Origin of the sequence: Actinoplanes sp. L3-i22 (genome assembly GCF_019704555.1) — a bacterium.
GTDB lineage: Bacteria > Actinomycetota > Actinomycetes > Mycobacteriales > Micromonosporaceae > Actinoplanes.
This window is the reverse complement of sequence record NZ_AP024745.1, coordinates 3,697,188-3,717,322: the sequence shown is the minus strand read 5'-3', so window position 1 is coordinate 3,717,322 and position 20,135 is coordinate 3,697,188. Positions and strand designations below refer to the sequence as shown.

The window sequence follows — 20,135 nt, the reverse complement described above, 5'->3', positions numbered from 1 at the left end:
GCGTGCCCGCCCTCACCGTCGAGGGTGTCTCGTGGACGATCGGCGCCGTGCCGATCGTCCACGACGTCACCCTGCACCTCGATCCGGACGAGTTCGTCGCCCTGATCGGCCCGAACGGCGCCGGCAAGACCTCGCTGTTCAACCTGATCAGCGGCCTGCGCCGGCCCAGCTCCGGCCGGATCCTGCTGGGCGGCGACGACATCACCCGGCTCGCGCCGCACCGCCGCGCCCGCAACGGCCTGGGCCGGACCTTCCAGACCTCCGCGGTCTTCGGCTCGCTCACCGTCACCGACAATGTCGCGCTCGCCGTGCAGGCCCGCAAGGGCGGCGCGATGCGCGCCTGGCGTCGCCGCTCCGACCGCGACATCACGGTCCGCGTCGCGGAAATTCTTGCGGAGGTACGTCTTGAGCACCGCGCCGACCGCACCGCCGGCTCCCTCGCGCACGGCGAGAAACGCAAGCTCGAGATCGCGCTGCTGCTCGCCGGCGACCCGCGCGTGCTGCTGCTCGACGAGCCGATGGCCGGCGTGAGCACCGAGGACGTGCCCGCCCTGGTCGAGGTGATCCGCGGGCTGACCGCCGGCACCGGCCGCAGCGTGCTCATGGTGGAACACCACATGGACGTGGTCCTCGACCTGGCCGACCGGGTGGCGGTCCTGCACCACGGGGCGTTGCTCGCCTGCGACACCCCGGACGCGGTGATGGCCGACGCGTTCGTCCAGGAGGCGTACCTCGGGGAGGGGTTGTGAATTCGATTCTGACGATCAGGGATCTCTCGGTACGCCTCGGCGGGTCCCACATCCTGCAGGGCGTGACCTTCGACGTGGCCGCGACCGGCGTCACCGCGCTGCTCGGGCGCAACGGCGTCGGCAAGACCACCACGCTGCGCGCGATCCTCGGCGAGCTCCCGGCCGAGGGCAGCGTCGAGTACGACGGGAAGCCGGCCCTCGGGCGGGCCACGCACCGGCTGGTGCGGGACGGGCTCGGGTACGTACCGGAAGATCGTTGTGTCTTCGCGGGGTTGACCGTCGCGGAGAACCTGCGGCTCGCCGAGCGCACCCCGGAACCGGACTATGCCCTGGTCCACGAGCTGTTCCCGGAACTGGAACAGCGGGCCGCGCAGCGCGCCGGGACACTGTCCGGCGGGCAGCAGCAGATGGTCGCGATCGCCCGCGTGCTGCTCAACCCGAACCGGTTGCTGCTGGTCGACGAGCCGACCAAGGGCCTGGCCCCGGCCGTGGTCACCGCGGTCGCGACCGTGCTCGGCCGGGTCGCCGAACGCGTGCCGGTGCTGCTGGTCGAGCAGAACCTGGCGGTGGTCCGCAAGCTGGCCGCCGACGCCGTGGTGATCGAGGCCGGCCGGGTCGCCTGGCGCGGCGCCGCGAGCGACCTGCTCGGCAACAACGAGACGACGCGGGCCCTGCTCGGCGTCGGGAGGCACTGAATGTCGACGGTGGTTCTGCTGACGCTGACCGGGCTCGGCCTGGCGGCGCTCTACTTCCTGATCGCTTCCGGACTGTCACTGGTCTTCGGCCTGGCCGGAGTCCTGAACTTCGCGCACGGCCTGTTCCTGTCGGTCGGCGCCTACGCCACCTGGTGGTCCGCCCCGCACGTGGGCCTGCCGCTCGCGGTGGTCTTCGGCATCGTCGCGGCCGCCGCCACCGGCGCGCTGGTCGAGCTGGTGCTGATCCGGCCGCTCTACGCCCGGCACACCGAGCAGGTGCTGGTCACCGTCGGTCTGTCGCTGGCCGGGGTGGCGCTGCTGCAGTCGGTCTGGGGCGCCGACGCCCGGGTCTTCCCGCGCCCGCAATGGGCGTCGCACGTGACCGGGATCCTCGGCGCGACCGTGCCCGACGACCGGTTCCTGCTGATCGGCGCCGCGGTGCTGGTGCTCGGCGGGCTGCTGGCGTTCCTGCGCTGGACCCGGTACGGCCTGATCATCCGGGCCGGGGTGGAGAACCGGGCCATGGTCCGGGCGCTCGGCATCGACGTGCGCAACGCGTTCACGCTGGTCTTCGCGATCGGCGGGGCCCTCGCCGGGCTGGCCGGGATCCTCGGCGGGATGTACTTCACCTCGGTCTCCCCCGGTCAGGGCGGCTCGCTGCTGATCTTCGCGTTCATCGTGGTGGTGATCGGCGGCCTCGGCTCGATCAACGGCTCGGCGATCGCCGCGGTCGGGGTCGGCCTGCTCCAGCAGTTCGTCAACTACTACGGCGCGGCCGGCGCCGGGGACGTCAGCGTGGTGGTGCTGCTCGCCGTCGTGCTGCTGCTGCGCCCGGCCGGCATCGCGGGAAAGGCGGTCGCCGCGTGAAACGGTTCGTTCCCCTGGCGTTGCTGCTGCTCGCGGCGGTGCTGCCGTGGTCGACGCTGTCGCTGCCCGGGCTCTTCGAGGGGCCGCTCAACTCGCCCGGCACGCTCCAGCTGCTGGCCGTCTGCCTGGTCTTCGGGGCGCTCGCGCTCGGCTACGACCTGCTGTTCGGCCGGGCCGGGCTGCTGTCGTTCGGGCACGCGCTCTACATCGCGGCCGGCGCCTACGGCGTCGACATCCTGGTCAGCCACTACGCCTGGTCGCTGTGGTCGGCGACGCTGGTCACCGTGCTCGCCGCGGCGGCCCTGGCCGGACTGCTCGGCTCGGTCGCGCTGCGCACCTCGGGGATCGCGTTCTCGATGGTCACGCTCGCGTTCGCGCAGGTCGGCTATATCCTGGTGAACCGGGACCCGGGCGGCCTGACCGGCGGCGAGGAGGGCCTGCCGATGCGCACCGGGTCGCTGCCGGACGCGCTGGTCGGCGTGACGAACACGGTCAACCTGTACTGGCTGGCCCTGGCCGTCCTGGTCGTCGTGGTCCTGGTCGTGCACGCCGTCGACCGGGCGCCGCTGGGCCGCACGCTGATCGGACTGCGCGACGACGAGCGTCGGATCGCGGTGGTGGGGCTGTCGCCGTACCGTGTGAAGCTTGTCGCCTTTGTTCTTGCCGGCGCTCTGGCAGCGCTCGGCGGCGTGGTCTACGCCCTGGTGGTCGGCGGCGCGTCGCCGCACGTGGCCTCGTCGGACTTCACCCTGGCCCTGATCGTGATGGCGGTCCTCGGCGGCGCCGGCACGCGGTGGGGCGCGCTGGCCGGCGGCCTGCTCTACGCCTACCTCGACCAGCGCCTGGCCCGTCTCGGCGGGCAGCTCCCCGGCCCGCTCAGCGAGCCGCTGTTCATCCTGGGCACGCTGTTCATCCTGGCCGTCTACTTCGTCCCGGGCGGGCTCGCCGGCCTCCGCACCCGATGGGAGCCCCTGCAACGCGCGGTCCGCCGCCGCGAGCCGATCAATTCAACCCCATAAAAACCACTTTTCCGGTACGTCGTCCCGGCCCCGATCTCACCTTCCCCTCCGAGATCGGGGCCGGGTCCTGTCCCGGCCAGGGCACGGGGCGGTGGGCACCAGGGCCGTTCCCGGGGGCGCCCGACCCCCGGCCGCGGACAGGCTTCTCGGCAGAACCCCTGCTGAGGAGAGTTGCCATGAACAAGAAGTCGCGCGTCATCGCCACCACCACCGCGGGCGTCGTGCTCGCCGCCGGCGCCGTCTACGGCCTCGGCCCGTCGATCGCCGAAGCGCACGCCGGCGGCCACCGGGCGAAACCGACCGTGGTCCTGGTGCACGGCGCGTTCGCCGACTCCAGCGGCTGGAACGACGTGGTCCGCCGGCTGCAGGACGACGGCTACCCGGTCGTCGCGGTGGCGAACCCGCTACGCGGCGTCGCCTCGGACGCCGCGGTGGTCCGGTCGGTCGTGGACGACGTCGACGGCCCGGTCGTGCTGGTCGGGCACTCCTACGCCGGCAACGTGATCACCGAGGCGGCCAGCGGCGACCCGAAGGTGACGGCCCTGGTCTATGTGGCCGCGTTCCTGCCGGACACCGGTGAGTCGGCCGGTGAGCTGTCGAACAAGTTCCCGGGCAGCACGCTCGCGCCGACCCTGCACCAGATCGGCTCCGACCTCTACATCGACCAGGCGAAGTTCCCGCAGCAATTCGCGGCGGACGTGCCGGCCCGCACCGCGCGGCTGCTCGCGGTCAGCCAGCGCCCGATCGACGCGGCCGCGCTCGCCGAGCCGGAGACCGGCACCCCGGCGTGGAAGACGATCCCCAGCTACGCGCTGATCCCGACCGCCGACAAGAACATCCCGGCGGCCGCGCAGTACTGGATGGCGGCCCGGGCGCACGCCGAGGTGACCGTCGCGAAGGGCGCGTCGCACCTGGTCCTGGCGTCGCAGCCGGAGAAGACCGCGGCCGTGATCGAGCGCGCGGCCCGCGAGCACAGCTGATCCCCGGCACCGGTGGCGGAGCCGTCCGGCCCGCCACCGGGCTCCGGCTCTTCTCCAGGAGGTAATCCGATGCGACTTCCACACCTGATCCTGCAAGCCTTCATCGCCCTCGGGGAATCGCTCTACCCCTATCCCCTGCCCGGTTACCAGGACCCGGCGTGGGCGTACGAGGACGTGTACTTCCGCGCGGCGTTCGCCGAGATCGTGCGCCGCGAATGGGGTGCCGCGAATGGGGTGCCGGCGCGCTCCCCGGGATCCCCTGACCCGCCACGCGGGAATCGCTGGTCAGAGGCCCGCGGCCCGGACCTCCGCGTGCAGGGTCCGGGCGGCGTCGATCAGTTCGTCGAGGCCGCGGGCCGCCGAGGCGAGCGTCACGTACACGTGGTCCACGCCGGCCTCGGCCAGCGCCTCGAGGTCCGCGACGACCTGCTTGACGCTTCCGGTGTACGGCTGCCGGCCCGCCGCCGGCACCTCCGCCAGGCTGCGCATCCCCAGCTGGAAGACGCAGCCGATCGCGGCGGGATCCCGGCCCAGCTCGGCGGCCTGCGCCCGGATCCCGGCCAGCACCTCGCCGGCCCGCCGGGGCGGGACGCCGGTGGGCAGCCAGCCGTCGCCCCGGCGGGCGATCCGCCCCAGCGCCGTCCGGTTCGAGGCGGCCAGCAGGATCGGGATCCGGCGCTTCGGCTTCGGGTTCACCCGGCTCGGCGCCAGCCGGTAGCGGTCGTTCTCGAACGAGACCGGGTCCGGCCCCCAGGCCGCGGCCGCGTAGTCCAGGAACTCGTCGAGCGCCCGGCCCCGCTCGGCGATCGGCCGCGGCGCGGTGGCCTCGAACTCGTCGATCGACCAGCCGCTGCCCAGCCCGGCGATCAGCCGGCCGCCGCTCGCCGCGTCCAGCGCGGCCAGGCTCCGGGCCAGCCGGAACGGCAGGTGCAGGCCGGGCACCAGCACACTCGTGCCGAGCTCGACCCGGCCGGTGACGGCCGCCGCCAGGGTCAGCGTGACCAGGGCATCCGTGGTGTGCGAATAGCTCGCCGGCCACGGCAGGTCCGGGATGCCGTAGAGGCCGTGGGCGCCGCTGGTGTCCTCCGGGGCGAGAATCCGCTCGTACGCCCACAGGCTGTCGAAGCCGATCTCCTCGGCCGCGCGGGCGAACGCGGTCACGTCGTGCGCGAGATCGTATCGATCATTCTGTGGAAGATTCACACCCAGCCGCATGGCGTGCAGCCTAACGGCGAGTTTCTCCATTGAGGAGGGTCGCCGCCGTTGATCATCCGCGCGGAGGATCCACCACCCACTGTTTCTCCGATGCCTGGTGGGGTGGTGGGTGGTCGGCTGATCCCGTACCCCAATCGCATTTAAGGGTTTGGTGTTTTTAAGTCTGACGTTACGGACATTCGGAAGTGGGAACTTCCGGCCGCTCCGGGCTTTTACGGTGGTTCCGTGGCGTCCAACGGCAAGCGTCTGAGCTCGATGAGCATGCGGTCGAACCTGCTGCTGGCGGCGACCGTCGGCCTGGTGGTGGCGGTCGTGGTCGGCGTCGTCGGGATCACCCGGATGTCGACGATCGCCGGGCGGGCCGACGCGATCTACCGGCAGGCCCTGAAGCCGATCACCGCGGTGCTCGACATCCAGCAGCTGATCTGGCACTCCCGGTGGGCCGGGCTGTCCGGCACCACCTCGACCGACCCGGTCAAGGCCAAGGCCTACAGCGCGGACTCGGCGACGATGATCGACCAGGTGTCGCAGCAGATCACCGACTACAGCGCGCTGGACGTCAGCTCGGGCGAGAAGGCCGGGATGGCCCAGGTCCAGACGTCGTGGGAGGAATACCTCAAATATCGCGCCCAGGCGGTCGCCGCGAAAGACGCCGGCAACCTCGACGAGTGGCAGAACCTGCGCACCACCAAGATGAACCCGGCCATCGTCGAAGCCGTCAAACACATCGAAGAACTCAAGTCCCTCTCGCAGACCAACGCCGCCGCCGCCGCGAAAGCCGCCGCCGACGCCGCCTCCCGCGCCCGGGTCACCATCATCGCCACGCTCGTCGTCGGCGTCCTGCTGGCCGGCGCGATCGCCCTCCTGGTCGCCCGGATGTTCGCCCGCCGGCTGGCCGCGCTCGAAGCGGTGATGTCCGCGATGGCCGCCGGCGACCTGCGGGACAGCCCGGCCGACCAGGGCACCGACGAGATCGGGCGGATGTCCCGCTCGGCCGGCGCGGCGGTCGACCACATGCGGACCGTGATGCAGACGCTCTCCGAGGCGAGTTCCGGGCTCGCCCAGCGATCCGAGGACATGCAGGAGGCCAGCCGGAACCTGTCCGGCGGCGTCGACCAGACCTCCAGCCGGGTCCACTCGATCGACCAGGCCGCCGAGGCGGTGACCGCGGGGGTGCAGGCGGTCGCCGGGGGTGCGCAGGAGATGGGCGCGGCGATCCGGGAGATCGCGATCAGCGCCAGCCAGGCCGCGGCGGTCGCGTCGAGTGCGGTCGAGGTCGCCGCCGAAGCCGAGAAACTGATGACCAAGCTGGACGTGTCGTCCGGCGAGATCGACAGCGTGGTCAAGACGATCACGGCGATCGCCGAGCAGACGAACCTGCTCGCCCTCAACGCGACGATCGAGGCGGCCCGGGCCGGTGAGCTGGGCAAAGGCTTCGCGGTGGTGGCGTCCGAGGTCAAGGACCTCGCCCAGGAGACGGCTAAAGCCACCGAGGACATCTCGCACCGGGTCGAGGCGATCCAGCGGGACGCCAAGGAGGCCGTCGAGTCGATCGCCGGGATCGGCCAGATCATCGGCAACATCAACGACTTCCAGAACACGATCGCGTCGGCGGTCGAGGAGCAGAGCGCCACGACCAAGGGCATGACCGACGACCTGGGGCGGGCTGCGGACGGAACGTCGAACATCAGCTCGCAGCTGGCCGAGGTAGTGAACGTGACGTCGACTACGCGGAACGCGGCGAACGCCACGGAACACGCCGCCACGGACCTGGCGCGGATCTCGACGCAGCTCCAGGACATCATCGGCACGTTCCGCTACTGATCGCGCCTCGCCCCGCCCCACCCCCGCGCCCTGCCCCACCCCCGCGCTCGATCCCGGGCCACGCCCAGCCCCGCGCCCACACCCTCGCCCCCGCTGCGCCACGCCCTCGCGCCCACGCGCCCCGCCGCGCGCCCTCGCCCCGCCCCGCGCCCCGCGCCCCGCGCCCCGCGCCCCGCGCCCCGCGCCCCGCGCCTTGATCATTTTCGCGGACCGGGGCATCGCGATCGGGTCATCGACCGGTACCGTTCCGATTCGTGACCGAGAGCGATGCGAACCACTCCTACCTGGGCGGCCCGAAACGGAAATGGCCCGGCTACGTCGCCCTGGCGGTGACGTTCGGCGCGATCGTGTGGGGACTCTTCTTCTGGCTGCCCCGCCACTTCGGGAACGACGACTTCGAGATGGTCAACGTCGCGGAGGTCCAGGCGGGACACTGCATCTCCGACCTCGACGACGAAACGGCCTACGCGCTGCCGGTGACCGACTGCGCCAAGAGCCACCAGGCCGAGGTATACGCGGTCACCACCCTGCCCGACGGCGCCTACCCCGGCGACGAGGCCGTCAAGCAGCAGTCCGAGAAGTTCTGTGCCGAGGCCTTCGACCAATACGACTCACCGGCCGTCGACGGCTGGAAGACCTGGCAGTACTCCCCGTCGGCCGAATCGTGGCCCGAGGACCACGTGGTCCTCTGCGTGGTCGAAGCCGCCCAGAGCCCGGTCACCGGCTCCGTCGTCGCCGGCACCGAGATCCACACGAAGTAGCCCTCGGCCTTCCTCCGGCCCATGAAGAAGGCGGCCACGGAGAGGACGCCCAGGCCGACCGGGATGCCCGCGCACGGCATCTATGCTGTCGCCGTGTCACCACGCCGGATGATCTATCGCCAACGTGATTGGCAGGGGCTGGCGATCATCGGGCTGGCGTTGGGGCTCATTCCGGTCGTGACCTGGCTGACCTGGCCGGCCAGTTCGGCGACGTTCTCGCTGATGCTGGTCGCGCTGGCCGTTGCGGTCTATCTGGGCGGACCCGGCACCAGCGTGGTCGTGACCCCGGACGCCGTGGTGATCCGCAACTTCTTCCGCAGCTGGCGAGTCGCACGCAGCCTGGTCATTCCGCGCGACCCGCACCACGACGAGTTGGACACGTCGCTGCCGATCAAGGGCTACCCGTCCGTGGACATCGCCGCCTTCCACACCACGTTCAATCACCAGCCGATGCGCGAGGGCCCATGGTGGCTGGTGGAGGCGCTCCAGCAGGTGGGCGCCCTCCCCGACGACGGCCTGCACGTCCGCCGGATCCGCTGGCTCAACGTCGCCCTCGCCCTCGGCATCATCGCCGCCTTCGCCTGGGCCCACCCGAACTGACCCACCGCCAACGGCCCGGACCAGTTCCCCAGCCCACACCAACGGCCCGGACCAACTCCCCGGCCCACCACCAACGGCCCGGACCAACTCCCCGGCCCACCACCAACGACTCGGACCAACTCCCCGGCCCACTGCCAACGGCCCGAACCGACTCCCTGCCCGGGCCGGCTCCCCTGCCCACCACCGGTGGCCGGTCTCGCTCGGCAGATCGCCCCGACCTGCGCCCTCGCGAAAGAGGACAGCGCCCCTCACGGAGGACGGATCGCGCCACCCTCCCGAGCGACGGTGCGGTTACGAAGGCCGCGGGCCGGGCGCCGACCCTCGCTGTCACCGCGCCGGGACAGAGTCTCCGCTCAGGAGTGGGATCGGCAGGCGGGCGCTGAGCTCGTCGAACGAGATGCCGAAGGTCTCGCGGACTCGCACGCCCTCGGGCGTGATGACGAAGGTCGCCAGGTCGGTGTAGACGCGGTTGACGCAGCGCAGGCCGGTCAGCGGATAGGTGCAGTCCGGCACGAGCTTCGGCGTGCCGTCCTTCGTGAACAGGGTCATCATCACGTAGACGCTCTTCGCACCGACCGCCAGATCCATCGCGCCGCCGACCGCGGGGATCGCGTCCGGCTCGCCGGTGTGCCAGTTGGCCAGGTCGCCCCGCGCGGAGACCTGGAACGCCCCGAGCACGCAGACGTCCAGGTGGCCGCCGCGCATCATGGCGAACGAGTCGGCGTGGTGGAAATACGCCGAGCCGGGCAGCTCGGTCACCGGCACCTTGCCCGCGTTGATCAGATCCGGGTCGATCTGGTCGCCGGTCGCGGCCGGACCCATGTTGAGCATGCCGTTCTCGGTGTGCAGCACGATGCCCGCGTCGGCCGGTAGATGATCCGCGACCAGGGTCGGCTGGCCGATCCCGAGGTTGACGAACGAGCCGGCCTCGATGTCCCGGGCCACCAGCGCGGCCATCTCGTGTTTGTTCAGGCTCATACCGCCACCACCCGGTCGACGTAGATGCTCGGGGTCACGATCGCTTCCGGGTCCAGTGCGCCGGTGTCGACCACCTCGCTGACCTGGGCGATCACGAGCCGGCCGGCGGTGGCCATCACCGGGCCGAAGTTGCGGGCGGTCTTGCGGTAGACCAGGTTGCCCATCCGGTCCGACCGGTGCGCGCCGATCAGTGCGACGTCCCCCTTGATCGGGAACTCCAGAACGTAGGTCCGGCCGTCGATCTCGCGAGTCTCCTTGCCCTCGGCGAGCGGCGTGCCGACCGCGGTCGGGCTGTAGAACGCGCCGATGCCGGCCCCGGCGGCCCGCATCCGCTCGGCGAGGTTGCCCTGCGGCACGACCTCCAGCTCGATCTTGCCGGACCGGTAGAGCCCGTCGAAGACCCACGAGTCGGACTGCCGGGGGAACGAGCAGATCACCTTGCGGACGCGGCCTTTCGCCAGCAGCGCGGCGAGCCCGGTGTCACCGTTGCCGGCGTTGTTGGACACCACGGTCAGGTCGGTGGCGCCCTGCTCGATCAGCGCGTCGATGAGCTGCACCGGCATCCCGGCCAGCCCGAACCCGCCGATCAGGACGGTCGAGCCGTCCGCGATCCCGGCGACGGCCTCCGTCGTACTGTCGCAGATCTTGACGGCGCTCATGCCACGTTCTCCAGGACGACGGCGAGGGCCTGACCGACGCCGATACAGATGGCGGCGACGCCGTAACGGCCGCCGGACTCCTTGAGCCGCGCGGCGAGCGTGCCGAGGATGCGGCCGCCGGACGCGCCGAGCGGGTGGCCGATGGCGATCGCGCCGCCCTTGGCGTTCACGATCTCCGGGTCGATGTCCCAGGCGTCGACGCAGGCGAGGGACTGCACCGCGAACGCCTCGTTGAGCTCGACCGCGGAGACGTCGGCCCAGGTGATGCCGGCGCGGGCGAGCGCCCGGTCGGCGGCCTCGACCGGCGCGTAACCGAACATCACCGGGTCGACCGCGGACACCCCGCGGCCGGCGACCCGGGCGATCGGGGCTGATCCGATCCGGTCAGCGGCCGCCTCGGAGCCGAGCAGGACCGCGGACGCGCCGTCGTTCAACGGGGACGCGTTGCCGGCCGTGATCGTGCCGTCCGGGCGGAACGACGGCTTGAGCTTGGCCAGTTTCCCGGCGGTGCTGTCCGGCCGGAGGCCCTCGTCCCGGACCAGGTCGCCGACGGCAACGGTCAGATCGTCGTAGAAGCCGGCATCCCACGCCGCGGCAGCGAGGACGTGCGATCGGGCGGCGAACGCGTCCTGCCGCTCGCGGGAGATCCCGAACTTCTCCCCGAGCAGCTCGTTGCACTCGCCCAGCGAGATCGTCCACTCCTTCGGCATGTTGTCGTTGACCAGCCGCCAGCCGAGCGTGGTCGACACGGCGGTCACGTTCCCCACCGGGAACGCCTTCGACGGTTTCGGCAGCACCCACGGGGCGCGGGTCATCGACTCGACGCCGCCGACCAGCACCACGTCGGCGTCACCGGTCTCGATCGCCCGGGAGCCGATGATCGCGGCGTCCAGCGACGAGCCGCAGAGCCGGTTGACCGTGGTGGCCGGAACCGAGACGGGGAGGCCGGCGAGGAGCACGGCCATCCGGCCGACGTTACGGTTGTCCTCGCCGGCCTGGTTCGCACAGCCCCACACGACGTCGCCGATCGCGGCCGGATCCAGGTCGGGGGTCTTTCTCAGCACGCCTTGGACGGCGGCGGCGGCCAGATCGTCCGGACGGCTCTCGGCGAGGGCCCCGTTGAATCGCCCGAACGGCGTCCGGGTCGCGGCGAAGAGGTACGCGGAAGTCATGCCACCAACCTAGGCCGACCACACCGATCGTGGCCAATACTGAATAAAGCTCGATTGATAACGTGGATGCATGGAACTGAGGCACCTGCGCTCGTTCGTGGCGCTCGCCGAGGAGCGGCACTTCGGCCGGGCCGCCGAGCGCCTGCACCTCGCCCAACCGGCATTGTCGCAGCAGGTCAAGCAGCTGGAGCGGGAGTTCGGCGTGGAGCTGGTCAGCCGCACCACGCGGCGGGTCGAGCTGACCGGGGCGGGTCTGCGCTTCGCCGAGCACGCCCGCGCGGTGCTCGGCTCGGTCGAGCGCGCCGCCACCGACATGTCCCTGGTCGCGTCCGGGCACGCCGGGCGGGTGTCGGTCGGCTTCATCGGCACCGCGACCTACGACCTGCTCCCCCAGGCCGCCCGGGAGGTGCGCCGGCTGCTGCCGGACGTCCGCCTGGAGCTGCACGGCGAGTCGCTCAGCCCGGCGCTGCTGGACGGTCTGCTGGACGGCACGTACGACCTGGTGGTCCTGCGTCCCGACGGCGTCGTCCGGCCGGAGCTCGACGTCCGCGTGCTGCGCACCGAGCGGCTGATCGCGGTCCTGCCCGACTGGCACGACCTGGCCGACCGGGCGAGCATCGACCTGGCCGAGCTGGCCGGCGACCCGTTCGTGACGCACTTCTCCGGGCACCGCTCGTCGATGCACGAGCACGTGCTGGCCGCGTGCGCCGCCGCGGGCTTCCAACCGTCGTCGATCATGGAGGTCGGCGAGACCGCGACGCTGGTCGTCTTCGTCGCCGCCGGGCTCGGCGTCGCCCTGGTCCCGGAGGCGGTCCGCAGCCTCGACCTGGAGGGTGTCGAATACGTCCCGATCAACCAGGCGCCGACGATCGACCTGGCGATCGCGACCCGGGCCGCGGAGAGCTCGCCGGCGGTTCGTCAGGTGGCCGACATCGTCGTACGCTGCTCGTCGTGACCCCGCCCCGGCGGCTGGTCCGGTTCAGCACCGCCGGCCTGCCCACCGCCCGGCGCATCGAGCTGTGGGAGGACCACAACCGGGATGCGCTGATCGGTCTGCGCTGCCACATGCTCGGCGAGGAGCCGTTCGACGGGACCGAGCTGAACCTGCGGCTCGACCGGGTCCAGCTAGCCCGGGTGCGGGGGAACTCGCACGTCGTCGAGCGGCCGGCCGAGGTGATCCGGACCAGCCCGGCCGACGCGATCGCGGTCTACCTGGCGGTTCGGGGCGAGGCGTTCTTCTATCACGACGACGGCGTGGTCACGCTGCGGCCGGGGCAGGTGCTGGTCTGCGACGCGGACCGGCCGTTCATGCGCGGCTTCTCGCGGGGGCTGGAGGAGCTGGCGATCAAGGTGCCGCGCGAGACGTTCCGCGAGGTGACCGGGCTGGACGAGCTGCGCGCTCCGGTGGTCGCCCCGGCCGCGCGCACGCTGAGCGCACTGGTCGACCGCGCCGTGCGAGCTGATCAGAATCAGCCGGCGGTCGACGAGGAGACCCTGCTGCACCTGGTCGCCGCGCTGCTCGGGCGGACCCCGGCCGACCCGGGCCGGGTGCACCTGGCCAACGCTCGCGCCTTCATCGAGGACCATCTGACCGATCCCGGTCTGAACGCGGCACGGGTCGCCACCGGGATCGGGATCAGCGAGCGGCATCTGTCCCGGGCCTTCGCCGCGACGGACACCAGCCTTCCGCAGTACGTGCTGGCCCGGCGCCTGGATCGGGCTCGCGCGCTGCTGCTCTCGGCACCGGGCACGAGCGTCGCGGAGGCGGCCGCGCGGTGCGGATTCGGTTCGGCGACCTACTTCTCGCAGGCGTTCCGGGCGCGGTTCGGGATCAGGGCCGCGGACGTACGTCGTACGCCGCAATCTTTTTGATTTTGAAGTTCCGCCACGCTTTCTGATTTCCGCCGTGTTTCCTCCCGAGGGCTTGCTCTGCCCCTGGGGCAGACCTCCAGACTGGCCCGGACCGCAGCTGTGGAGGAGGCAGGACCATGGTGGTGACCACCGATGTTCTCGTCGTGGGATCGGGCCCGGCCGGCGCGGGCGCGGCATTGCTGCTGTCCACGCTCGGCATCCCGAACCTCATGATCACCAAGTACCGCTGGACGGCGAACACCCCCCGCGCGCACATCACCAACCAGCGCGCGATGGAGGTGTTCCGCGACGCCGGCATCGAGGAGCAGGTGCTCGCCGACGCCACGCCGCACCATCTGATGGGCGACACCGTCTTCTGCACCGCGATCGCCGGTGAGGAGATCGGCCGGATCCTGACCTGGGGCACCCACCCGGGCCGGCACGGCGACTACGAGCTGGCCTCCCCCTGCCTGCCGGTCGACATCCCGCAGACCTACCTCGAGCCGATCCTGGTCCGCAACGCGACCGAGCGCGGCACCCGGACCCTGTTCTCCACCGAATACCTGCGCCACCACCAGGACGAGGACGGCGTCGACGTCGAGGTGCGCGACCGGGTCACCGGCCAGGAGTACACGATCCGAGCGAAATACCTGATCGGCGCGGATGGCGCACGCTCCCAGGTCGCCGAGGATCTCGGGCTGCCGATGGCCGGTGCAATGGACATCGCCGGTTCGATGAACATCAATTTCAAAGCAGACCTTTCGCCGTACGTGGGTAATCGGCCTTCCGTCCTCTACTGGGTCATCCAGCCCGGTTCGAACGTCGGTGGCATCGGCGCGGGGCTGGTCCGGATGGTCCGCCCGTGGAACGAGTGGCTGGTCGTGTGGGGGTACGACATCAACCAGCCGGCCCCGGTCGTCGACGACGCCGCCGCGGTCGCGATCGTCCGCAGCCTGCTCGGCCTGCCCGATCTGGACGTGGAGATCACCGGCACGTCGTTGTGGGGCAACAACGAGATGTATGCCGAGCGTCTGCACCACGGGCGGGTGTTCTGCGCCGGCGACGCCGTGCACCGGCACCCGCCGTCCAACGGTCTCGGGTCGAACACGTCGATCCAGGACTCCTACAACCTGGCCTGGAAACTCGCCGCCGTGCTGCGCGGGCAGGCCGATCCGGGGCTGCTCGACACGTACACCACCGAGCGGGCCCCGGTGGCCGAGCAGATCGTCCTGCGCGCCAACCGGTCGAGCCGCGAGTTCGTCCAGTTCTTCGAGGTGCTCGGCCTGCTCGACGCGAAGGACGAGGCGGAGATGGCCGCCCGCATCGAGGAGCGCAAGGCGGACACCCCGGCCGGCGCCGCCAAACGGGCCGCCCTGGTGTCCGCGATGGAGCTCAAGCACTACGAGTTCAACGCGCACGGGGTCGAGCTCGGCCAGTTCTACACGTCCGCGGCGGTCGTCCCGGACGGTTCGGCCCGGCCCGCGCCGGTGCGGGACCCGGAGCTGTACTACCAGCCGTCGACGGTGCCCGGCTCCCGGCTGCCGCACGTCTGGGTCGGCGACTCCCGGAACCGGGTCTCCACCCTCGACCTGGCCCCGATGACCCGGTTCACCCTGCTCACCGGCATCGCCGGCGGCACCTGGGCGGAGGCCGCCGAGAAGGTCGCGGCCGAGTTCGGGATCGGCCTGGAGGCGATCGTGATCGGGCCGGGCCGGGCGGTCACCGATCTGTACTACGACTGGGCGCGCGTCCGGGAGGTCGAGGAGGATGGAGCGATCCTGGTCCGCCCGGACAAGCACATCGGCTGGCGCTCGATGAGCCTGCCCGGCGACCCCCACCGGGCCTTGCGCGGCGCAATGGCCACGATCCTCGGGCGAACCTCATGAACTTCACCCACGAGACCCTGCCGCAGCGCGTGGTCTTCGCCTCCCACCAGGCGTTCCAGCGCCTCCCCGAGGAGGTCGCCCGGCTCGGCCGGCGACCACTGGTGATCACCACCCGGGCAGCCGACGTGCTGCCCGGCGCGACCCACCACCGCGAGGTGGCGATGCACGTGCCGATCGAGGTCGCCGAGCGGGCCCGCAAGGCCGCCGACGGCCACGACGTGCTGGTCAGCGTCGGTGGCGGGTCGACCACCGGGCTGGCCAAGGCGGTCGCGCTGACCACCGGGCTGCCGATCGTCGCGGTGCCCACCACGTTCGCCGGCTCGGAGGCCACCAACGTGTGGGGCCTGACCGAGAACGGCCGCAAGACCACCGGCTCCGACCCGCGGGTGCTGCCGCGGACCGTCCTCTACGACGCCGCGCTGACCCTGACGCTGCCGGCGGAGCTCGCCGCCGCGTCCGGGCTGAACGCGCTCGCGCACTGCGTCGACTCGATGTGGGCGCCACGGGCCGACCCGATCAACCTGGCACTCGCCCTCGAAGGCATCCGGGCGTTGCGCGACGGGTTGCGCCGGCCCGACCTCGACGGCCGGGAGCAGACGGTCTACGGCGCCCACCTGGCCGCGGTCGCGTTCGCGTCGGCCGGCTCAGGACTCCATCACAAGATCTGCCATGTGCTCGGCGGGATGTTCAACCTTCCGCACGCACAGACGCACGCGACGGTCCTGCCGTATGTGATGGCGCTGAACGCCCCGGGGGTCTCCGCCCGCATCGCGGCGACGCTGGACGGCCTGCGCGACGAGATCGGCGCCCCGCGCGCGTTGCGCGACTACGGATTCCGGGAGACCGACGTCCCGGCCGCCGTCGAGGCGATCCTGCCGGTGGTGCCGGCCGGCAACCCGGTCCCGGTCACCGCCGAGAACCTGACCGAACTGCTGCACCGAGCCTGGGCCGGGGAGGAACTGAGATGAGCGCTGAACAGCAGGCTCGCGAGGAGCAGCTGATCGAACGGGTCACCGCGTCCTTCGACGGGACGCCCGATCCGCGGCTGAAGGAGATCATGCGGGCGCTCACCCGGCACCTGCACGCCTTCGTCCGCGACGTGCGGCTGACCGAGGCGGAGTGGCAGCAGGCGATCGCGTTCCTCACCGCGACCGGGCACCTCACCGACGACCGCAGGCAGGAGTTCATCCTGCTCTCCGACGTGCTCGGCGCGTCCATGCAGACCGTGACGGTGAACAACGAGGCCTACCGGGACGCCACCGAGGCGACCGTGTTCGGGCCGTTCTTCGTCGAGGGCTCGCCCGCGATCGAGCATGGTGGGGACATCGCCGGCGGGGCACCCGGGGAGCCGTGCTGGGTGGAGGGCGTGGTCACCGACACCGACGGCAAGCCGGTGCCCGGGGCGCGGATCGAGGTGTGGGAGGCGGACGACGACGGCTTCTACGACGTGCAGTACGGGGACGACCGGGTCGCCGCCCGCGGTCATCTGCACACCGGCGCGGACGGGGCGTACCGGTTCTGGGCGATCGTGCCCACGCCCTACCCGATCCCGCACGACGGGCCGGTCGGCAAGCTGCTCGACGCCACCGGGCGCTCCCCGATGCGCGCGTCCCACCTGCACTTCATGGTCGAGGCGGCGGGCCTTCGGACGCTTGTCACGCACATCTTCGTCCGGGGCGACGAACTGCTCGACCGGGACAGCGTCTTCGGCGTCCGCGACTCCCTGGTCAAGGACTTCGAACGGCAGGCGCCCGGCACCCCGACGCCGGACGGCCGCGACCTGGGCGACCGCCCGTGGACCCGGGTCCGCTTCGACATCGTCCTGGCCCCGGAAACGCGTTTCGGCTGATCCGGTCACGGGTGGCGGGGAGAATTCGTCCGCGTGCGCCCCTTTGCCGCGGTGATCGCTGTCTACGGCGTCGCGCTGGTAGTCGTGGGCGCCGCGATCAGGACGGACGCGACTGTGTTTCGGCACGGCGCCGAGGCCATGACGTTCCTGATCCTGGCGATGTTCGCCGCGATGCCGGTTCACCCGGCGCCCCGGCTCCGGCGCGGCGCGCTGGTGGCGTTCTGCCTGCTGCTGGCCGTGGCTGTCCTGATCGATCTGATCGCCGAGTGGACTCCGGTGCCCGATCTTTGGAGCGCGGGCGGCTGCGGGAACCGGTCGGCCGAGGTCTGGGACTACCGGCGCGGTCAGCTGTACTACGGCTGGGCGGCCGAAGCCGTGCGCTTTCTCGCCCTGGTGTGTGCGACGACGGCGGTGCGGCTCCTCCCCCGAGCTGCGGGGGTACGCCTCCGGCTCTGGCACGTCGTTCTCGGTGTGGTCCTCGTTCCGCTGATCCTGACCGGCCTTTTCCCCGATTACCCGGGGGTCGCCGCGCCGGCTCCGCTCATCGTCACCGCACCGGGCATGCTGACCTTGGTGACCGCGGCGGTATCGGTCGTCCTCGCGATGACCCGCACCAGCGGCCGCCCGGTGGAGAACGTCCTGCTCATCGCCGGCGCCATGCTGCTGGTGTTCGCCGTGGTGCCCGCGGTGGACAATCTGGCCGGTCTCGACCGGCAGACCCAGTTCCTGAAACCGTTCCAGGACCTGGACATGAGCTGCGGCTCCTACAACGTCACGAGTCCGCCGCCCTCGATGCTCGCGGTGGCCACAGCCGTCCTGCTGCTGACCGGACCGGCCATGATCACCTGGTCGGCGCTGCGGCCACGGCCATGGGCCAGGCCAGACATGTGATCGGCCTGAGCCCACCGCCCGCAACTCGACCGGTCGGTGCGTCGGGCGGGTGCGGTCGTCGGCGGTGGTGAGCAGGGCGGCGGGACGCATGGTGCGGGGCGGAGTTCATGGGAGAGGTTCATGTCTCGACCGTCCGCCTCACATCGTTCGATCGACTACGGTTACACGCTGTATCGGAGATCCCAGCGCGGCGTTTGCGGGAGCCCAGGGCCGATGCGCGCCTGGGGTATCGACCGAAACGTATCCGCCGGGCCGCGACGGATGCCGGCCCTGCTGGCAGGGGCAGAGCACGGCGGGTGGCCGGCGCTGCTGGTGTGGGCTGACCGGCGAGGCGGGCTCTGATCGCGCGCTAATCTGGGGGACGGTTCCGGAGGACGGAGAGTGCCGGTGTCTATGGACGACGACGTTTCGGGGTTACGGCCCTGATGCGGCCACCGACGTGCGCGTGTGATGGCGCCGTCCGCGTGGTCTCTGTCGTCATTCCCTGATCAGGGACACCTTCGTACCTCTAAGGCCTTTTGATGTCTCTCATTTGCACCAATCTGTCGTTTTCCTGGCCGGATGACACTCCGGTTTTCGATGATCTGTCGGTGTCCGTGCCCGATGGGCGCGCTGGGCTGGTCGCCGCGAACGGGGCCGGGAAGAGCACGCTGCTGCGGCTGATCACCGGGGAGTTGCGGCCGGGCGGGGGCAGCGTCGTCGTCGACGGGGTGCTCGGGTATCTGCCGCAGCATCTGCCGTTTCTGGCCGGGCAGACGGTCGGCGAGGTGCTCGGGGTCGGGGCGGTCATCGCCGCGCTGCATGCCATCGAGTCCGGGGATGCCGCCGAGGAGCATTTCGCCGCGGTCGGCAACGACTGGGACGTGGAGGAGCGGACCCGCGCCGAGCTGGAGCGGCTCGGGCTCGGCGGGATCGGGCTGGATCGGCCGCTCGGCACGCTCAGCGGCGGCCAGGTGGTCTCCCTCGGACTCGCCGCCCAGCTGCTCAAACGGCCGGACGTGCTGCTGCTCGACGAGCCGACCAACAACCTCGACGGGGCGGCCCGCGAGCGGCTGACCGACGTGCTGCGGAGCTGGACCGGATGCCTGCTGGTGGTCAGCCACGACCGGGCGCTGCTCGACGAGATGGATCGGATCGCGGCGCTGGAGCACGGCGAGATCCGATGGTACGGCGGGAACTTCAGCGCGTTCGACGAGGCGCGGAGCCAGGCGCGGGACGTCGCCGAGCGCCAGGTCCGCAACGCCGAGCAGGATCTCAAGCGGCAGAAGCGGGAGATGCAGCAGGCCCGGGAGCGGGCGGCGCGCCGGGCCTCGAACGCGTCGCGGAATCTCGCGGACGCCGGGCTGGCCCGGATCGTGGCCGGTGGGCTCAAGCGGGACGCGCAGGTGTCCGCGGCGCGCTCGAACGAGGTGCACGCGAACCGGGTCGGGGACGCCCGGACGCGGCTCGACCAGGCGTCGCGGGCCGCCCGGCAGGACGACCGGATCGCCATCGAGTTGCCGGGGACCGCGGTTCCGGCTGGGCGCACGGTTTTTCACGGGGAGAAGCTGCGGATTTCGTACGGAAGCAATCGGGTCCTGAATGATGTTGATCTTGATGTTCGCGGGCCCGAGCGGATCGCGCTGACCGGCCCGAACGGCGCCGGGAAGTCCACGCTGATGCGCCTGATCAGCGGGGATCGGGAGCCGGACGCCGGGGTGGCGACGCGCGCCGACGGGCGGGTGGCCTACCTGTCGCAGCGGCTCGACCTGCTCGACCCGGCCCGGACCGTCGCCGGGAACCTGGCCGCGTGGGCGCCCGACCTGCCGGACGCCGAGCGGATGAACCTGCTGGCACGGTTCCTGTTCCGGGGCGCGCGGGCGCATCTGCCGGTCGGGGTGCTCAGCGGCGGCGAGCGGTTGCGGGCGACCCTGGCATGCGTGCTGTTCGGCGCGCCGGCGCCGCAGTTGTTGCTGCTCGACGAGCCGACCAACAACCTCGACCTGGACAGCGTGGGGCAGCTGGAGGCGGCGCTCGGGGCCTATCGGGGAGCGTTCGTCGTGGTCAGCCACGATGCGCGGTTCCTGGCGGAGATCGGGATCACGCGCCGGCTGCACCTGGCCGACGGGCAACTGACCGAGTGATCTTTACTGGCGAGTC

At 71.5% G+C, this 20,135-nt stretch carries 19 protein-coding genes; 15 read left to right on the top strand and 4 right to left on the bottom strand.

What is annotated here, in order from left to right:
• Positions 1 to 2: 2 nt before the first annotated feature.
• From L3i22_RS16490 to L3i22_RS16470, 5 genes are all read left to right on the top strand, one after another.
• Positions 3 to 749, top strand: a complete 747-nt coding sequence (locus L3i22_RS16490; RefSeq protein ID WP_221327844.1) for an ABC transporter ATP-binding protein — start codon at positions 3 to 5, stop codon at positions 747 to 749.
• A complete protein-coding gene (locus tag L3i22_RS16485) occupies positions 746 to 1,444 on the top strand; it encodes an ABC transporter ATP-binding protein (protein ID WP_221327843.1) in 699 nt (232 codons plus the stop codon). The genes L3i22_RS16490 and L3i22_RS16485 overlap by 4 nt, the downstream gene beginning before the upstream one ends.
• A complete protein-coding gene (locus tag L3i22_RS16480) occupies positions 1,445 to 2,311 on the top strand; it encodes a branched-chain amino acid ABC transporter permease (protein WP_221327842.1) in 867 nt (288 codons plus the stop codon).
• Positions 2,308 to 3,330: a branched-chain amino acid ABC transporter permease gene (locus L3i22_RS16475; protein ID WP_221327841.1), complete on the top strand. Its 1,023-nt coding sequence runs from the start codon at positions 2,308 to 2,310 to the stop codon at positions 3,328 to 3,330. The genes L3i22_RS16480 and L3i22_RS16475 overlap by 4 nt, the downstream gene beginning before the upstream one ends.
• A 176-nt stretch (positions 3,331 to 3,506) precedes the next feature.
• On the top strand, positions 3,507 to 4,310 hold the full coding sequence (locus L3i22_RS16470) for an alpha/beta fold hydrolase (RefSeq protein WP_221327840.1): 804 nt from the start codon (positions 3,507 to 3,509) through the stop codon (positions 4,308 to 4,310).
• Positions 4,311 to 4,595: 285 nt separating this feature from the next.
• Here the strand turns inward: L3i22_RS16470 and L3i22_RS16465 are convergent, their stop codons facing one another.
• Positions 4,596 to 5,471, bottom strand: a complete 876-nt coding sequence (locus tag L3i22_RS16465) for a TIGR03619 family F420-dependent LLM class oxidoreductase (RefSeq protein WP_255658292.1) — start codon at positions 5,469 to 5,471, stop codon at positions 4,596 to 4,598.
• 279 nt (positions 5,472 to 5,750) lie between these two features.
• Between L3i22_RS16465 and L3i22_RS16460 the strand changes: the two genes are divergently transcribed.
• The 3 genes from L3i22_RS16460 to L3i22_RS16450 all read left to right on the top strand — a co-directional run bounded on the left by L3i22_RS16460 (position 5,751) and on the right by L3i22_RS16450 (position 8,710).
• On the top strand, positions 5,751 to 7,349 hold the full coding sequence (locus L3i22_RS16460; RefSeq protein WP_221327838.1) for a methyl-accepting chemotaxis protein: 1,599 nt from the start codon (positions 5,751 to 5,753) through the stop codon (positions 7,347 to 7,349).
• Positions 7,350 to 7,603: 254 nt separating this feature from the next.
• Positions 7,604 to 8,110, top strand: a complete 507-nt coding sequence (locus L3i22_RS16455) for a septum formation family protein (protein WP_221327837.1) — start codon at positions 7,604 to 7,606, stop codon at positions 8,108 to 8,110.
• 93 nt (positions 8,111 to 8,203) lie between these two features.
• Positions 8,204 to 8,710, top strand: coding sequence for a hypothetical protein (locus L3i22_RS16450; protein WP_221327836.1), 507 nt, complete (start codon positions 8,204 to 8,206; stop codon positions 8,708 to 8,710).
• A gap of 327 nt (positions 8,711 to 9,037) precedes the next feature.
• On the opposite strand, the gene L3i22_RS16445 is transcribed toward L3i22_RS16450, so the two are convergent.
• Genes L3i22_RS16445 through L3i22_RS16435 form a run of 3 tightly spaced genes read right to left on the bottom strand, consistent with a single transcriptional unit; the run spans position 9,038 to position 11,519 of the window.
• Positions 9,038 to 9,688 carry a 3-oxoacid CoA-transferase subunit B gene (locus L3i22_RS16445; RefSeq protein WP_221327835.1) on the bottom strand — a complete coding sequence of 217 codons (651 nt, stop codon included), beginning with the start codon at positions 9,686 to 9,688 and terminating at the stop codon, positions 9,038 to 9,040.
• The gene (locus tag L3i22_RS16440) at positions 9,685 to 10,347 is read right to left on the bottom strand and encodes a 3-oxoacid CoA-transferase subunit A (protein WP_221327834.1); all 663 of its coding nucleotides are present in this window, start codon (positions 10,345 to 10,347) and stop codon (positions 9,685 to 9,687) included. The genes L3i22_RS16445 and L3i22_RS16440 overlap by 4 nt, the downstream gene beginning before the upstream one ends.
• Positions 10,344 to 11,519 (bottom strand): thiolase family protein, encoded by a 1,176-nt coding sequence (locus tag L3i22_RS16435; RefSeq protein ID WP_221327833.1) that lies wholly within the window; start codon positions 11,517 to 11,519, stop codon positions 10,344 to 10,346. Before L3i22_RS16435 ends, L3i22_RS16440 begins: the two co-directional genes overlap by 4 nt.
• 70 nt (positions 11,520 to 11,589) lie before the next feature.
• On the opposite strand from L3i22_RS16435, the gene L3i22_RS16430 reads away from it, so the two are divergent.
• The 7 genes from L3i22_RS16430 to L3i22_RS16400 all read left to right on the top strand — a co-directional run bounded on the left by L3i22_RS16430 (position 11,590) and on the right by L3i22_RS16400 (position 20,119).
• On the top strand, positions 11,590 to 12,474 hold the full coding sequence (locus tag L3i22_RS16430; protein ID WP_221327832.1) for a LysR substrate-binding domain-containing protein: 885 nt from the start codon (positions 11,590 to 11,592) through the stop codon (positions 12,472 to 12,474).
• Entirely contained in the window at positions 12,471 to 13,391 is a 921-nt protein-coding gene (locus L3i22_RS16425) for a helix-turn-helix domain-containing protein (protein WP_221327831.1), read from the top strand. Before L3i22_RS16430 ends, L3i22_RS16425 begins: the two co-directional genes overlap by 4 nt.
• A gap of 116 nt (positions 13,392 to 13,507) precedes the next feature.
• Positions 13,508 to 15,256 (top strand): FAD-dependent monooxygenase, encoded by a 1,749-nt coding sequence (locus tag L3i22_RS16420; RefSeq protein ID WP_221327830.1) that lies wholly within the window; start codon positions 13,508 to 13,510, stop codon positions 15,254 to 15,256.
• Positions 15,253 to 16,224 carry a maleylacetate reductase gene (locus tag L3i22_RS16415; protein ID WP_221327829.1) on the top strand — a complete coding sequence of 324 codons (972 nt, stop codon included), beginning with the start codon at positions 15,253 to 15,255 and terminating at the stop codon, positions 16,222 to 16,224. Before L3i22_RS16420 ends, L3i22_RS16415 begins: the two co-directional genes overlap by 4 nt.
• A complete protein-coding gene (locus L3i22_RS16410) occupies positions 16,221 to 17,105 on the top strand; it encodes an intradiol ring-cleavage dioxygenase (RefSeq protein WP_221327828.1) in 885 nt (294 codons plus the stop codon). Before L3i22_RS16415 ends, L3i22_RS16410 begins: the two co-directional genes overlap by 4 nt.
• Before the next feature lie 84 nt (positions 17,106 to 17,189).
• Positions 17,190 to 17,996, top strand: a complete 807-nt coding sequence (locus L3i22_RS16405) for a hypothetical protein (protein WP_221327827.1) — start codon at positions 17,190 to 17,192, stop codon at positions 17,994 to 17,996.
• A 521-nt stretch (positions 17,997 to 18,517) separates the two neighbouring features.
• Positions 18,518 to 20,119 (top strand): ABC-F family ATP-binding cassette domain-containing protein, encoded by a 1,602-nt coding sequence (locus tag L3i22_RS16400; RefSeq protein ID WP_221327826.1) that lies wholly within the window; start codon positions 18,518 to 18,520, stop codon positions 20,117 to 20,119.
• The last annotated feature ends 16 nt before the right edge of the window (positions 20,120 to 20,135 follow it).